The organism is Pseudomonas sp. MWU12-2037 (assembly GCF_023242345.1).
Taxonomy (GTDB): Bacteria; Pseudomonadota; Gammaproteobacteria; order Pseudomonadales; family Pseudomonadaceae; genus Aquipseudomonas; species Aquipseudomonas gingeri_D.
Genome location: NZ_JALLIZ010000006.1, coordinates 19,390 through 33,298, shown reverse-complemented (window position 1 = coordinate 33,298; position 13,909 = coordinate 19,390). Strand labels below are relative to the sequence as shown.

The following is a 13,909-nucleotide window of genomic DNA, read 5'->3' as shown; positions in this document are numbered from 1 at the left end:
GTTTTACAATGCTATAGATTCAAAATCAACTACAGTATATCGTTGTCCGAAATGTGAGAGGCTTCACCTAGAGGAGGGAGGGCGGAATAAATTTAGATCTTATATTCGGGAGGAGAAAAAGTGATGAGTTTGGAAAAAGGGGGCACCCATTAGCCGGTCTCAAGTCAAGGCTAAAAGCCAACTCGCTCTGCAGTTTTTAACTGCAGAGTTTTCCCTCTTTCTCGACCTGTCTGGTTGAACCCGTCGAATCCGTTTCCTCGTCATTGGCTACGACCGAGTCGTGCCTGACACCCATGTGGATCAAGCGGTAGCGGTATTGCATGCACCGCCCTGGCAGAGAACTGCCCCAGAGAAACGTTGGTGCCGCCATTGTGTCCAAAACGTGTCACAGAACTGTGGCTCGTGCAAAGCACGTCCAGTCCCAGCGGGCTCACTTGGCAGACGACCCGGTTACAACACACTCAGGCGGTGACAGCCGGACGCCACTCAGATTTCATGGTTCGCGCCCAGTCCCTTTTTGGTTGGCCGGCCATCACCTTAATTCGCTCCTCAGGCGAAACAGCGTTTAGCATCGAAAGGCTGTTTCTCCTTCAGAATGTGGTAACTCGCCCGAGCCAGCTTGTGAGCCAGCGCTTTCGTGGCGACCACAGCATTGGTCTTGGCTTTCTTTTTCTCGAAAAAGCGTTTGGCATCATCACTGAAACGCCGAGCGAAATTCGCCGCTTCGATAAAGGCCCAGATCAAGTAAGCATTGCCGTTCTTGGTGTTACCTTCGCCCTTTTTCTTGCCGTTGGAGTAATGCGCGCTCTTTACACATCGGGCATAAGAAGCGAAGTTGCCGACGTCGGCAAAGCGCTCAATATCTCTCGTTTCCAGCATGATCACCGTAGCCAGAACTTCGCCAATCCCGGGCATCGTTTTCAATAAGGAAAACTCTGGGCGCAGACTGGCTTCCTGCAGCAATCGGTCCTCAAGAAAATCAATTTGAGCCTGCACCGCCTGGATGATGGCAACATTGGCTTTCATCGCCAGCGCCACATCCGTTGACAGGCCTAGCCTGTCCACGGATGTGGCTGACAGCCCTTTGACGTCATTGCAGCTCAACCGGTGGCCAAACTGACGCGTCATGATGTTCTCGACGGCCAGAATGTGCTGAGTCCGACTGCGTACCAACTGAATGCGTTTACGCGCCAAATCTCGCAGCGCTCGTTCTTGCGGCGGGTGGATGTACCCCGTTGGCAAAATCCCGAGCCGCAGCAAATGTGCCAGGAAAGCCGCATCATCCTTGTCGTCGGAATGCTTTAAACCGTCGTAGCGTTTCATCGCCACGGGGTTCGCCAGTTTAACCTCGAAGCCCGCCGCCTTGAGGCCATCGACCAACCAGTACCAGTTGTACGTCGACTCAACCACGACACCGACCAGTTCGGCCCGATGAGGCTCGAGTAGCGAGAGGATTGGCGTCATCTCATTGGGGCACCGTCGACTGACCAGCACCCGGTCCATTTCGTCGGTAACCACCACAACACTATTGTTCGAATGCAGGTCTATGCCACAGAATTTCATCACGGCCTCCTCACAGCAAAAGACTAAGTTCGCACCTTGAATTTTGCGCCACCTCCGTGAGGTGGGGAGGCCGGCCAGATGATTCTCAGATTTATTTGATTTTTTTTTCGGTGGGCGCCAAGGCGCGGCAGTAAATGAACAGAAAATAAATCCGTCCCGAATGGCAGAGCAAGAGGATGCATTATGGAAGGACGTCTTCATGGTTCAGCCCGGACAACGCCGCGAATTCGAGTCGAGCTCCAAGCGTCGCAAGAGTCGAATCGCAAGCTTGCAGCCCGTTACAGATTGAACGTAAAGACCGTAGCCAAATGGCGCTCACGGTCAACAACCAAGGACTCGCGAATGGGGCCTGCCCGGCCGCGTAGCGCAAAGCTGACACCGAGTGAAGAACAGATGGTGGTTGAGTTCCGTCGGCGGACAATGCTGCCTTTGGACGACATGCTGGGGCATCTTCATGAGTGCTTTCCCCAACTGAGTCGCAGTGCTCTCGTGGGCAAAAAGCCGGGCTGGGCTTTCCCATCTGCCGGTTGGTGGGAATCGTTTGTCTCGCCAGCGGTGCTGTTTTGGATGCCTCGTTGGGACGTTTTCGCGGTAAAGGAGGCGATGAGCAGACTCTGCTGATGAGACTGTATTTCAGCACGTTTGGGGGCTTGTTCGGAGTTTCCTTAGCGGCACTGGCATCACACGCTGATGAAATTATTTCCGTTTTTTCAATGATGGCTCATTGCCTTTTGTCGAGCGCTGCCGATAACGGTTCGTTGGACTCATCAAAAAATGGAGATACACAATGTTCAAGCAGTTCACCTTCACCGCTTTGCTGGCACTGACCGCCCTTACCGCTGGCTGCGCTTCGGTAAAAATGGCTGACGACAACCAGGACGCTCAAGCCAAGACGTTTCAGGTCAGCCCCGACAAAGCCAACATCTACGTTTATCGCAACGAAAGCATGGGCGCCGGCGTGAAAATGCCCGTCGCGCTCAACGGTAAGCCAGTAGGGCAGACCGTTGCCAAGTCTTACCTGATGCTCTCTGTCCCGGCGGGCCAGCAGACGTTGGTGTCTTCGGCAGAAAACGATTCCGAGTTGAAACTTACGGCTGAAGCCGGCAAGAACTATTTTGTCTGGCAGGAAGTGAAAGTAGGTTTCATCAAGGCCCGCAACAACCTGCAAGTTGTCGACGACAAAACCGGCCGTGCCGGTGTCAGCGAAAGCAAGTTGATCCAGGCTCAGTAAGGTTCCGGTCGCTCCCGCGTGCAGTGCGGGAGCGATTCAATCAAGCGCTTATCCCGCCTCGCAGATGTACCTCGGAAAAGGGGACGCATTTGATTGGCACTTAACTCTCTTCCGATGCCTGCTTTCCTGACATCCTCCGTTGCTGATCGACGTGTTTTCATCAGTATGGGGTAAGGCTTGGGTCTTCGCTTTAGCGCGCGCGGCTCAGTAGCGCTCAATCAATACGCGAAATGGACTGCCGAAAAAACTCATATTTCCCACGCGCTACAGGCATGGGAGAATATTGCGTGCGCCAAACGCCAGGGCTACAGTTCGGCTGTCGCTGCAAATTCAGCGACTCGGGTTTTGCAGCCCGGAACTACAGAGGCGCACAGCGCCGCGAAAGCGGTTTTTGTGCTCGCGTTATGGCGAGCTGTGCGCAGGAGGCTTCGGCCTGCCGGTCCTCTGTTCCGGTCTGCAAACCTGTGTACAGCTTGCCACCTTTCGTTTTGCAGCGTGGGGTGACGAGTTCCTTTTCTTAACAGAGGAGCTTTACCGTGACCAAGAAAATCACTCCAGATCCGCCGGGTGTTCGCAAAACCCTCAGTACCGCCGACAGGGCGATGTACCTGCGCAAACTTTCCAACGAACCCGAGCCGGCCCCGGCAAGCACACCCCGGTTGCTCGATACCCTCGCGTTCACCTGCTCCAAACCCGTCACCCCCGAAGCCCCGTACAAGCCTACGCTGTTCGCCATCCAACCAGGCATCAACGCCCAGGACGCACTGACCTACGTTTCCAATCTGCTCGAAACGGCGGAGCTCAATGGCGACGAAATCAGCCTGCATACCAACCCCGTCGAGCGGGCGTTGTTCTGGGGCATGCTGCATTCGGTGGAGGTGGCGCGTGCAGTGGTGGACGCCTTGCTTGAGGGTGCGGCCCCGTCCAATCAGCTGTCCTCACGCAGTGGACAAACTGTCGATTGATTGAGGCTGTGAGCAAATAAATCTGCTCCCGTTTCCCCACTCAGAGAGATCAAGTATTTGGCTGCTTGATCTCTTTTTCGTTTAAGGCCAACGCAAATCTTGCTGCCTTCCTTGTACCCGCCAATTCACGTACGCTTTGAAGATCGTTCAACTCTGTATTAGACGCAATGAGCATTGCGTAAGACTCAGGCAAGACAGCCCGGTCGAGATTTATTGCAGACGAAGAATCATTCTAAGGGAACTAGAACATGTCATCCGCCAAGAGCGTCATCAGCAGCAATCGAGACGCCTGGAACGCCTCCGCCGATCACCACAGAACCAGCCGCGCCTGGACGACTCTCCTCGAATCTGTCGACATGCCAGACTTTTCATGCCTGGATGCAACCCTGACCGAGCGCTTGCGTGAGGTCGGTATCGCCGGCAAGGACGTTATCCAACTGGGCTGCAACAACGGCCGCGAATCACTTTCGTTATTTGCCCTGGGTGCCCGAACCGTCGTGGGGCTGGACCAGGCCTCGGCCTTTCTGGATCAGGCCCGTGAGCTGACGGCACGATCCCCACATACACCGACATTCGTCGAGTCCGATGTGCATGAGTTACCGGCCGATCTTCACGAAAGTTTCGATATCGTCCTGATCACCATCGGCGTCCTGAACTGGATGCCAGACATCAAGGCGTTCTTCGTCCACGCAGCGAAGACGCTCAGGCCGGGCGGCACGCTGGTGATCTACGAAACCCATCCCTTTCTGGAGATGCTGGACCCCGAGTCTACCGACCCGTGGAGAATCTCCAGCTCCTACTTCCAGACCGGCCCAATCGTTGAAGACAAAACCATCGTCTACGAAGGCCAAGCCGAGGCCAACGGCATCAGTAGCTACTGGCATCCTCATACCTTGACTGAAATCATCACCGGCACGATCAGTGCCGGTTTGCGCATCAGTCAATTCTCGGAGTACCCGCACTCCAACCGGGAAGAGATCTATGACATCTATGAAGACGGCTATTGGGCTGTGCCAATGTGCTACACCCTGACGGGCATCAAGATGTAGCGAGGATGAAGCAACCGGTAGACAAGCAACACGCAACACTCCAATAAAAAACAAGGACCCGTTCATGACGTTCAATCTCCCCCGCACCTTGCTGGCGACCACCCTCGGCCTGGCGCTCGCCTGCGGTTTCACCGCCCCGGCCTGGAGCGCCGAACCCCATAAACAAATCCAGGCCGACGCCGAACAGTACAAGGCCGAAGCCCTGAGGCTGCTGGAACGCCTGGTCAATATCGATTCGGGTTCCGGCTACGAGCCGGGCCTGACCCAGGTGCGCGATATCGCCGTCGATGAGCTGAAAAAACTCGGCGCGACCATTGAACTGGTGCCCGACGCACACGCCCGTAACAGCCACGTACTCGCTACCTTCAAGGGCACCGGCAAGGCCAAAATCCTGTTGATGGCGCATATGGACACGGTGTTCAAGGAAGGCTCGGCAAGCGAGCGTCCATTCCAGATCAAGGACGGTCGCGCCTACGGCCCTGGCGTAATGGATGACAAGGGTGGCATCGTCGCCGGGATCTATGCCCTCAAAGTGCTGAAGAACCAGAACTTCCAGGACTACGCGCAAATCACCTTCCTGCTCGACGCCAGCGAGGAAACCGGCTCGGAGATCGCCTCCGAACTGATCCGGAACACCGCCAAGGCCCACGACGTCACCCTGAACCTGGAACCCGGTCGTCCGGCCGATGGCCTGGTGGTCTGGCGCAAGGGCAGCGCCACCGCGGTAGTCGAGATCAAGGGCAAGGCCGCGCACGCCGGCGTGGCACCGGAGTTGGGACGCAACGCGGCCATGGAAGCAGCCCACCAGATCCTGCAACTGAGCAAGCTGGGCGATGAAGAGAAGAAGACCACCATCAACTTCACCGTGCTCAAGGCCGGGGACCGGATCAATGTGATCCCTGACCAGGCCACCGCCAAGGCCGATGTGCGGGCGGCATTGCCGGAGGAGTTTGATCGGATCGAGAAGGACCTGGCACGGGTTTCGGCCAACAAGCTGATTCCGGAAACCGAGGTCAAGACCAGCCTGTTGCGCGGTTTGCCGCCGATGCCGGAAACCGCTGAGTCGGATGCGCTGGTGGCCATCGCCCAGGGGATCTACGGCGAGCTGGGCCGCAAGCTGACTATCGAGGGCAGCGGCGGGGCGGCGGATGCCAGCCTGTCGGCGGGCGTGGGCACGCCGACGCTGGATGGCTTCGGCATTGTCGGCGGTAATATCCATACCCCCGAGGAATACGCCGAGGTGGAAAGCGTGTCGCCCCGGATCTATCTGCTGAGCCGCATGATCATGGAACTGGCCAAGCGCTAGGGCCTGGTTTTGTCAGATCGTTCCCGCAACGCCGGGAACGATCTGAGCGCAGGTTGCCCCCAACTTTGCATCAGCCCGCCTGGGTATAACGTTCGATAGTGGGCTGTTCTCGATGCTCCACCGTCTGCCTGAATACTCAGCCAGAGACGTGCAGTACTGATGCCAGCGCGCTCCAGTCTTACAGCAAGATCTGGGCTGATGGGGGCATGCCCATGAAGGAGCTCCGTTCAGTGGTAGTCCAAGTAGTTGACCAATTCGACGTCCGTTGGTTGAGCCGCTTTCGAAAAAAATCCGAAGGACTTTTGCCTCAATCGACAAAGATGATCTTCGACACCAGGTCCGCGCTGTTCTTGGCCTGCATCTTTTTCATCAGGCGGGCACGGTGGACTTCCACGGTCCGATGGGAAATCGCCAGCTTGCGGGCTACTTCCTTGCAGGTCAGGCCGTTGACGATATGCATCGATATTTCCCGTTCCCGCGGCGTGAGGTCCACCGTGGCGTGGTGTGCCCGATCCAGGCGTTCGAAGTGCCAGACCATCAGCTTGAACGGATCGTCCGGAGTCAGGGTATAGCCCTGGGACCTGGCCCAGAACACCTCGCCGTTCTTGTGCTGCATAAAACGTTCGTCGGCGTAGGAGCCGCTCTTGCTGCGGCGCAGCCAACTGCGGCTGCGATTGCCGATGGTCTTGTAGTCGGCCTGGGACGGGTAGATCAGCAGGGTCAACTGCCCCAGCAGCTCTTCGCGCGGGTAACCGAACAACTCCAGGAAGGCCTCGTTGCAATCGAGCATCAGGCGATTGCCGGTGATCAATTGCGCTGCGGGCGAGACCATGAAGGCCAGGCGCTGAAGGTCTTTCAGTTGTTGTGTGAAGACGGTCATTGGCATCCTGCCTCAAGGTAAGTCCGATACTGGCGATTTCCGGCCCGGAATCGCTACGTACCCAGGTAGGTAGTTGTACTAACTGGCGAGCGATACCGGCGATGCGCCATTGTAAGCAATGCCTGATCCATGCCAAGAAGAAAATCACCATGATTCATGATTGTGTCTCCATTGTTGCGGCCGGCCACTCGCGCTTTGGCCGGCTTGAAGGTTCCACCCTGGAAGATCTGATCGTTCAAGTGACCCGTCAGGCGCTGACGGATGCCGCGATCTCGGCTTCGGAGATCGATGCGTTATTCCTTGGGCATTTCAATTCGGGCCTGGTCCCGGACGGTTTTGCCAGCTCGTTGCTGCTGCAAGCCGACCCGGGGCTGCGCTTCAAACCCGCCACCCGCTGTGAAAACGCCTGTGCTTCGGGCTCGGCGGCGATCCAGGCGGGGATCAACGCGATTCTCTCGGGCTCCGCCGAGCTGGTGCTGGTGGTGGGCGCCGAGAAGATGACCGGCAACTCCACGGCCGAGGTCACCAAGGCCCTGGCCGGTGCCGGGTACCAGAACGATAGCGAGGAGGCGGGCTTGAGTTTTCCGCAACTGTTCGGCCTTGCCGCGCAGCAGTACCGCCAGCGTTACCACTGCCCCATGGCGTCCATGGCCGCCATCGCGTCCAAGAACCACGCCAATGCCATGGCCAATCCCCTGGCCCAGATGCATCGGGTGATGGATTTCGAACACTGCAACAACGTCTCCCGGAGCAATCCCTATGTCGCGCCCTCGCTGCGCCTGACCGATTGTTCGCTGATCAGCGACGGCGCGGCGGCCATTGTGCTGGCCTCGTCCCGGCGCGCGCAGCAGTTCCGCCGCGAGGTGCGGATCCGCTCGACCGCCCAGGTCAATGATCTGCTGCCGATAGCCCGCCGTGACATCCTCGCCTTCGAAGGGCCGCAGCGGGCGATCCACTCGGCCCTGCGCAGCGCCAGTGTGACCCTCGGCGACCTCGGCTTTGCCGAAGTCCATGACTGCTTCACCATCGCCGAGCTGCTGATCTACGAAGCCATGGGCCTGGCGCCCCGGGGCGAAGGGCATCGTGCTCTGGATGACGGCACCGTGCGCCCGGGTGGGCGGCTGCCGGTGAACCTGTCCGGCGGACTCAAGGCCAAGGGACACCCGGTGGGCGCGACCGGGGTCTCGATGCATGCCCTGGCATTTCGACAACTGACCGGCGAACCGATTGGCCTCGCGGCCCAGAATCCCGAGTTCGGTCTGGTATTCAATATGGGGGGCATGGCGGTCGCCAACTACGCTTCGGTTCTTCAGGCACGCAGGAGCTGAGCATGAATATCGCCAACTGGCTGGAAGACACCGCCTTGCGTTGTCCGGAGCAACCCGCCTTGTTCGAGGGGCTGAGGCAGGTCGCCAACTATGGGGCCTTTGTGGCCCTGGTTCGGCACCGGGCCGCGTATCTGGTCAACGAGCACGGGATCGTCCCTGGTGATCGTGTCGCCCTGTTCATGCTGAACTGCTGTGAATACCTCGAGCTGCTCTACGCCATCTGGTGGGTCGGCGCCGTGGCGGTGCCGATCAACTGCAAGCTGCACCCTGTCGAGGTCAGCTGGATCGTCGAGAACGCACAGGCCCGGCTGATTTTCACTGACGGTGGCGAGGTGTTCGCGCCCGATATCCCGCTGCCGGGTTGCCGAGAGCTGGATCGGGAAGACATGGGCGAGTTCGAGCCGGTGGCTTCGACGGCGCTGGATACCCCTTGTCTGCGTCATGCCGATGACCTGGCCTGGTTGTTCTACACCTCCGGCACCACCGGTCGATCCAAGGGCGTGATGCTGAGCCATGGCAACCTGATGGCCATGTCGCTGTGCTATCCGCTGGATGTGGACCCGGTCAGTGCCGAGGATGCCGTGGTCTATGCGGCGCCGATGTCCCATGGTGCCGGTCTCTACAACTTTATCCACGTGCGCCGTGGCGCGCGCCATGTGGTCCCTGAGTCCCGTGGCTTCAGGGCCGATGAGCTGTTCGGCCTGGCGAACTGGCTGGGCAATGTCAGTCTGTTCACGGCGCCCACCATGCTCAAGCGCATGGTCGAGCAGGCCCGCCGTCAAGGTTATAGCGGGGAGGGCATCAAGACGATTGTCTATGGTGGCGCTCCCATGTACCAGGCGGACCTGAAGGAGGCCCTCGTTACTTTCGGGCCACGACTGGTGCAGATCTATGGCCAGGGCGAGAGCCCGATGACCATCAGTGCCTTGTCCCGCCAGGTGATTGCCGATCGCAAACACCCCGAATGGGCGACGCTGACCGCGTCCGTGGGCCGCGCCCAGTCCTGCGTGGAAATCCGCATCCTCGATCCCGGGCACCGGCCGCTGCCGGTTGGTCAGATGGGCGAAATCGCCGTGCGCGGGCCCACCGTCATGCAAGGTTACTGGCGCAACGAGGCCGCAACGCGCCAGACCCTGGTGGAAGGCTGGCTGCTGACCGGTGACGTGGGCTTTGTCGACGAGGCCGGTTACCTGACGCTCACCGACCGCTCCAAGGATGTGATCATTTCCGGCGGCAGCAACATCTATCCCCGGGAAGTCGAGGAAGTGCTGGCACAGCACCCGGGGGTCTTTGAAGTCTGTGTGGTCGGCGAAACGGATGCACACTGGGGTGAATCGGTGGTAGCGTTCGTCGTCGCGCGCATCGCCGGGACGCTTGACGAGTCGTCGCTCAATGCCTGGTTCGTCGAGCGCATGGCCTCGTTCAAGAAGCCGAAGAAGTATGTCTTTCGCAGCGATCTGCCGAGAAACAGCTATGGCAAGGTCCTCAAGACCGAACTGCGCCTGTGGTTGAAGCACAGCGCCAATGACACCCTCGTTCCCTGAACAACCCTTTTACGGATAGCCATCAGACAGGAGTCCCTTCCATGGGAATGCAACACACAGACCCGGCCCGGCAACGACGCCGGGCGTTTATCGGTGCAACTTCCGGCCACCTGATCGAATGGTACGACTACGGCGTCTACGGCTTTCTCGCCGTCTATATCGGCCGGTCGTTCTTCGTCTCCGACGACCCCACCACCAGCCTGCTCGCCAGTTTCGCCGCCTTTGCCCTGAGCTTTTTCATCCGGCCGTTGGGCGGACTGTTCTTCGGCCCGCTGGCGGACAAGATCGGTCGACGCAAGACCCTGATCACGGTGCTGGTGATGATGGCCGGTTCCACCTGCCTGCTGGGGTTGTTGCCGACCTATGCAACCTTGGGGATTGCCGCGCCGATCCTGCTGGTGCTGATTCGTTGCGTGCAGGGTTTTTCCGCCGGCGGCGAGATCGGCACCATCACCAGTTTTATTTCCGAGTACGCGGGGCCAGGACGGCGCGGCTTTGCCACTTGCTGGCTGATGGTCACGGCGGTGCTTGGCCTGTTGCTCGGTGGCGCGGTGGCCAACGGCATGACCTGGACCCTGGGCGCAGAGCTGATGCAGGACTGGGGTTGGCGCATTCCCTTTTTGATGGCGGCGCCCCTGGGCCTGATCTCGATGTACATTCGCCTGAAGCTGGAAGACAGCCCCGAGTTTATCGCCTTGCTGCAGGCCGGGCAGACCTCGAAGGCGCCACTGCGGGAAGTCTGGCAGTGGAAACGGGCGATTGCCCTGGTGTTCTTTATCATCACCCTGCACAGCTCGATCTTCTACCTGGTACTGACCTTTGCCTCGACCTACATGTCGAGCATTCTCAAGTTCGACAGCGGCACGACCCTGCTCTACGTCTTTACCGCCAGCTTCTCGGCGGCCTTTGTCATGCCGTTCGGCGGGGCGTTCACCGACCGCTACGGGCGCAAGCCGTTTCTGCTGGTGGTGGGGACCCTGGCGACCCTGGCGATGTTCTGGCTGTTCAAGTCGGCGCCGACGGCTACGGCGGCCTCGTTTTTCTGGCCGCTGATGGCGGTGGCGATCCTGTTCGGGCTGTATGCCTCGTCGACCTACGCACTGATGAGCGAACTGCTGCCCACGCGCATCCGTTCCACCGGTATCGCGGTGGCGTACAACATTCCGGTGGCGGTATTCGGTGGCAGCGCGCCGCTGATTTCCACCTGGCTGATCAAGTTGACCGGGGACATTACTTCGCCCTGGTACTTCTATGTCGGCACGGGGGTGGTGTCGCTGATTGCGCTGGTGTTGTTGCGTCAGGGGGATTTTGTTGCCAGCACCGGTGCGGCCCAGACCCGCAAAGTGGTGCCGAGCGCCGCTGCACCGATGCCGGCCAGTTAATGAGATCTTGAGAACGCCACAACCTTGTAGGAGCAGGGCTTGCCCGCGAAGGCGTACTTGAGGCCGCCAAAAGCTTCGCGGGCAAGCCCTGCTCCTACAGGACCGTGTTCAGCCTTGATTGGGCACCGCTTCCCTGGGCGCCAGAATCAGGTCCCGCGCAGAATAGAAACCCTGCACCAACCGATTCTTGGCCCGGTACTCGCACAACACCAGCAGGGTCTCCGGGAGATGGGCGGCCGTTGAGCCGTGCTTGACCACCATTATCTTGCCGCCCGAGCGCAGGCGTACATGTGAACCAGGTTCGAATGTGCCCATCATCAGTGACCTCACAAGGTTACAAGGTTTTTTGTGTCCGCTGCGTCCAACCCCCACCGAGGGCCTTGTACAGATTGACCTCGGCGGTCAGTTGCGACAGCCGATCGGTGATCAGGCTCTGCTGGGCGCTGAACAGTGAGCGCTGGGCATCGAGAAAGGTCAGGCTGTTGTCGACGCCGATACGATAGCGGCGTTCCGCCAGGCGGTAATACTCCTGGTTGGCCTGCACCAGATCGTTCTGCGCTTTCAATTGGTTCTTGTAGGTCTGGCGTGCCGCCAGGCCGTCGGAAACTTCCTGGAAGGCGGTCTGGATCGATTTCTCGTACTGCGAGACGCGGATGTCCTTCTGGATCTTCGAGTAATCCAGGCTCGCCTGCAGGCTGCCGGCGTTGAAAATCGGGATATTGATCTGCGGTTGAAACAGCCAGCCTCCCGAGCCGCCCTTGAACAGCCCGGACAGTTCATTGCTGGAAGTCCCGGCGTTGGCGGTCAGGGTGATGCTCGGGAAAAACGCCGCGCGGGCGGCCCCGATGCTGGCATTGGCCGACTGCAACTGATATTCGGCCTGGAGGATGTCCGGACGCCGTTGCAGCAGGTCCGAAGGCAGGCCGGCCGGTACTTCGGCGAGCCAGTCGGAGGCCAGTGGGCGGCTGGACGGAGTGTCTGCGACCGCTGTGCCCACCAGCAAGGTCAGGCTGTTGAGGTCCTGGGCGACCTGGCGCTGAAAGGTCGCCAGGCTGGTCCTGGCGCTTTCCACCGAGGTGCGCGACTGGGCCAGGGCCAGGGACGAGGTGGTGCCGACTTGCTGGCTGCGTTCGGTCAGGCGCAGGCTCTTCTCGTAGGAGCTGAGGGTGTCCTGGGTCAAGGCCAGCAGTTCCTGGTCGGCGCGCCAGGTCAGGTAGGCGTTGGCGACACTGGCCACCAGGCTCAACTGGGTGCTGCGCCGGGCTTCTTCGCTGGACAGATAGGTCAACGAGGCCTGGTCACTGAGGGCGCGGATGCGTCCGAACAGGTCCAGTTCATAGGAACTGATCCCCAGTGTTGCCGAATAGGTGCTGCTGGTCACCGCGCTGCCGGTTTGCGTGAGACTGGCCGGCAGGCGCTGGCGGGTGCCGCTGCCGTTGGCGCTGATCGCCGGGAACAGGTCGGCGCGCTGGATCTGGTATTGCGCCTGGTAGGCCTGGACATTGAGGGCCGCCACACGCAGGTCGCGATTGTTCAGCAGCGCGCTTTCGATCAGTTGTTGCAGCGTCGGATCGCGGAACAGCTCACGCCAGCCCACGTCCGCGGCCATCGTCCCGGAGAGAGCCGGGGCGTAGGCGGGTGTCTGCGGGTATTGTGCGGCGACTGGCGCGGCGGGGCGCTGGTAGTCCGGGATCAGCGAGCAGCCGCTCAGGGCAAAGGCCATGGCCACCCAGGGGCTCAGGGATTTGTTCATTATGCTCCTATCATCCACTTGGCCAACCCATGTCGCCCGCTGACACCCAGCTTGGCCGCGGAACGCTTGAGGTAGGTTTCGATGGAACTGTTCTTGACGCAGAGTTTTTCTGCGATCTCAGGTACGGTGCCGCCGGCCAGCAGCCCCAGGCAGACCTCTTTTTCCCGCACCGAGAGCGTGACCTCGCAAGCACTCAGACGCTCGTTGAACTCGCGCTGCAACTGCGTCTGTTCCAGGGCAACCAGGTTGCGTGGGCTTGACCCACTCGGGCTTTTTGCGCTGGATTGGCGATGGGCACGGGCATGTCGCTCCGTCAGGGGCAACAAGGTCTCGGAGAGGTATTTCAGAAAGGACAGCTCTTGCAGGGTGAAGTCGCGATCCACCCGTGGGCGGTGCAGCGAAATCACACAGCAACGATTGGCCTTGCGCGAAATCAGGCTGCACTGATGGGATGTGCCGAGGCAGTTATTGTCCTTCTCGTTTTTCATCCGGGCATTGAGGTGGATCAGCAGGGCGTCTTCCACTTCCAGCACGCGCTTGACCAAGGGATGGTCGTTGCGGTGCTTGGCATTGGTTGGGCAGACCGCTTGCATCTGCGGGCTCAACTCAAGACCGGCGTAGCCCAGCAACTGGACATCGACAACCGCCGATTGGGCGTCGTCGACGGTCCATTCGCTCAGTTCAACCCGGCTGACCGCCACCGAAGCGTTGATCAGTTGGTGCATGTTCGTCAGGAATGTTTCATTGCCGACGCTGGAAACCAGTTTCCCCAGCTCCAGGTAAATGTGGCTTTTCTCTACATCTTTGGCATTCGTCTGTTGGTTCATATGCTGATCCTGCATATCAGAAGTAGCTTGCAATCCTGTCGTCGGGGAGTACGAAGTCCGTCCGCCTCCCCGGGACGCTCA

General features: G+C 59.5%; 12 protein-coding genes and 2 pseudogenes. 8 read left to right on the top strand and 6 right to left on the bottom strand.

What is annotated here, in order from left to right; all coding sequences use genetic code 11:
- Positions 1 to 549: 549 nt before the first annotated feature.
- Entirely contained in the window at positions 550 to 1,563 is a 1,014-nt protein-coding gene (locus tag M5B42_RS12570) for an IS110 family transposase (RefSeq protein ID WP_248746011.1), read from the bottom strand.
- A gap of 183 nt (positions 1,564 to 1,746) precedes the next feature.
- Here M5B42_RS12570 and M5B42_RS12565 point away from each other — a divergent pair.
- The 5 genes and pseudogenes from M5B42_RS12565 to M5B42_RS12545 all read left to right on the top strand — a co-directional run.
- Positions 1,747 to 2,052: pseudogene (locus tag M5B42_RS12565) on the top strand (IS481 family transposase); the annotation flags it as partial.
- 298 nt (positions 2,053 to 2,350) lie between these two features.
- A complete protein-coding gene (locus tag M5B42_RS12560) occupies positions 2,351 to 2,794 on the top strand; it encodes a DUF2846 domain-containing protein (protein ID WP_103496604.1) in 444 nt (147 codons plus the stop codon).
- Positions 2,795 to 3,396: 602 nt separating this feature from the next.
- Positions 3,397 to 3,759, top strand: coding sequence for a hypothetical protein (locus tag M5B42_RS12555; RefSeq protein ID WP_218171284.1), 363 nt, complete (start codon positions 3,397 to 3,399; stop codon positions 3,757 to 3,759).
- A 248-nt stretch (positions 3,760 to 4,007) separates the two neighbouring features.
- Positions 4,008 to 4,808 (top strand): class I SAM-dependent methyltransferase, encoded by an 801-nt coding sequence (locus M5B42_RS12550; protein WP_248746010.1) that lies wholly within the window; start codon positions 4,008 to 4,010, stop codon positions 4,806 to 4,808.
- 64 nt (positions 4,809 to 4,872) lie between these two features.
- Positions 4,873 to 6,114 (top strand): M20/M25/M40 family metallo-hydrolase, encoded by a 1,242-nt coding sequence (locus tag M5B42_RS12545; RefSeq protein WP_248746009.1) that lies wholly within the window; start codon positions 4,873 to 4,875, stop codon positions 6,112 to 6,114.
- A 70-nt stretch (positions 6,115 to 6,184) separates the two neighbouring features.
- On the opposite strand, the pseudogene M5B42_RS12540 reads toward M5B42_RS12545, so the two are convergent.
- Positions 6,185 to 6,341, bottom strand: a pseudogene (locus tag M5B42_RS12540) (addiction module antidote protein, HigA family); the annotation flags it as partial.
- 80 nt (positions 6,342 to 6,421) lie between these two features.
- Complete coding sequence (locus tag M5B42_RS12535) at positions 6,422 to 6,994, bottom strand: LuxR C-terminal-related transcriptional regulator (protein WP_103499341.1); 573 nt, start codon at positions 6,992 to 6,994, stop codon at positions 6,422 to 6,424.
- A gap of 149 nt (positions 6,995 to 7,143) precedes the next feature.
- Between M5B42_RS12535 and M5B42_RS12530 the strand changes: the two genes are divergently transcribed.
- From M5B42_RS12530 to M5B42_RS12520, 3 genes are read left to right on the top strand one after another with little or no spacing between them, the layout of a single operon-like run.
- Positions 7,144 to 8,322 carry an acetyl-CoA acetyltransferase gene (locus tag M5B42_RS12530; protein ID WP_248746008.1) on the top strand — a complete coding sequence of 393 codons (1,179 nt, stop codon included), beginning with the start codon at positions 7,144 to 7,146 and terminating at the stop codon, positions 8,320 to 8,322.
- Between the two features lie 2 nt (positions 8,323 to 8,324).
- A complete protein-coding gene (locus tag M5B42_RS12525) occupies positions 8,325 to 9,866 on the top strand; it encodes an AMP-binding protein (RefSeq protein ID WP_103499342.1) in 1,542 nt (513 codons plus the stop codon).
- A 41-nt stretch (positions 9,867 to 9,907) separates the two neighbouring features.
- Positions 9,908 to 11,248 carry an MFS transporter gene (locus tag M5B42_RS12520; protein ID WP_247263496.1) on the top strand — a complete coding sequence of 447 codons (1,341 nt, stop codon included), beginning with the start codon at positions 9,908 to 9,910 and terminating at the stop codon, positions 11,246 to 11,248.
- Between the two features lie 108 nt (positions 11,249 to 11,356).
- Here M5B42_RS12520 and M5B42_RS12515 read toward each other — a convergent pair whose 3' ends face one another.
- The 3 genes from M5B42_RS12515 to M5B42_RS12505 are packed head-to-tail and all read right to left on the bottom strand — an operon-like array spanning position 11,357 to position 13,828.
- A complete protein-coding gene (locus M5B42_RS12515) occupies positions 11,357 to 11,563 on the bottom strand; it encodes a hypothetical protein (protein ID WP_103499346.1) in 207 nt (68 codons plus the stop codon).
- A 19-nt stretch (positions 11,564 to 11,582) separates the two neighbouring features.
- The gene (gene adeC, locus M5B42_RS12510; RefSeq protein ID WP_247263495.1) at positions 11,583 to 13,001 is read right to left on the bottom strand and encodes an AdeC/AdeK/OprM family multidrug efflux complex outer membrane factor; all 1,419 of its coding nucleotides are present in this window, start codon (positions 12,999 to 13,001) and stop codon (positions 11,583 to 11,585) included.
- Positions 13,001 to 13,828, bottom strand: a complete 828-nt coding sequence (locus M5B42_RS12505; protein ID WP_103499344.1) for a helix-turn-helix transcriptional regulator — start codon at positions 13,826 to 13,828, stop codon at positions 13,001 to 13,003. The genes adeC and M5B42_RS12505 overlap by 1 nt, the downstream gene beginning before the upstream one ends.
- Positions 13,829 to 13,909: the final 81 nt, after the last annotated feature.

What these genes read in the sequence shown, in the direction of transcription:
- M5B42_RS12570 (WP_248746011.1), bottom strand. Translation starts at nt 1,563, where the DNA reads ATGAAATTCTGTGGCATAGACCTGCATTCGAACAATAGTGTTGTGGTG.
- M5B42_RS12560 (WP_103496604.1), top strand. Translation starts at nt 2,351, where the DNA reads ATGTTCAAGCAGTTCACCTTCACCGCTTTGCTGGCACTGACCGCCCTT.
- M5B42_RS12555 (WP_218171284.1), top strand. Translation starts at nt 3,397, where the DNA reads ATGTACCTGCGCAAACTTTCCAACGAACCCGAGCCGGCCCCGGCAAGC.
- M5B42_RS12550 (WP_248746010.1), top strand. Translation starts at nt 4,008, where the DNA reads ATGTCATCCGCCAAGAGCGTCATCAGCAGCAATCGAGACGCCTGGAAC.
- M5B42_RS12545 (WP_248746009.1), top strand. Translation starts at nt 4,873, where the DNA reads ATGACGTTCAATCTCCCCCGCACCTTGCTGGCGACCACCCTCGGCCTG.
- M5B42_RS12535 (WP_103499341.1), bottom strand. Translation starts at nt 6,994, where the DNA reads ATGACCGTCTTCACACAACAACTGAAAGACCTTCAGCGCCTGGCCTTC.
- M5B42_RS12530 (WP_248746008.1), top strand. Translation starts at nt 7,144, where the DNA reads ATGATTCATGATTGTGTCTCCATTGTTGCGGCCGGCCACTCGCGCTTT.
- M5B42_RS12525 (WP_103499342.1), top strand. Translation starts at nt 8,325, where the DNA reads ATGAATATCGCCAACTGGCTGGAAGACACCGCCTTGCGTTGTCCGGAG.
- M5B42_RS12520 (WP_247263496.1), top strand. Translation starts at nt 9,908, where the DNA reads ATGGGAATGCAACACACAGACCCGGCCCGGCAACGACGCCGGGCGTTT.
- M5B42_RS12515 (WP_103499346.1), bottom strand. Translation starts at nt 11,563, where the DNA reads ATGGGCACATTCGAACCTGGTTCACATGTACGCCTGCGCTCGGGCGGC.
- adeC (WP_247263495.1), bottom strand. Translation starts at nt 13,001, where the DNA reads ATGAACAAATCCCTGAGCCCCTGGGTGGCCATGGCCTTTGCCCTGAGC.
- M5B42_RS12505 (WP_103499344.1), bottom strand. Translation starts at nt 13,828, where the DNA reads ATGAACCAACAGACGAATGCCAAAGATGTAGAGAAAAGCCACATTTAC.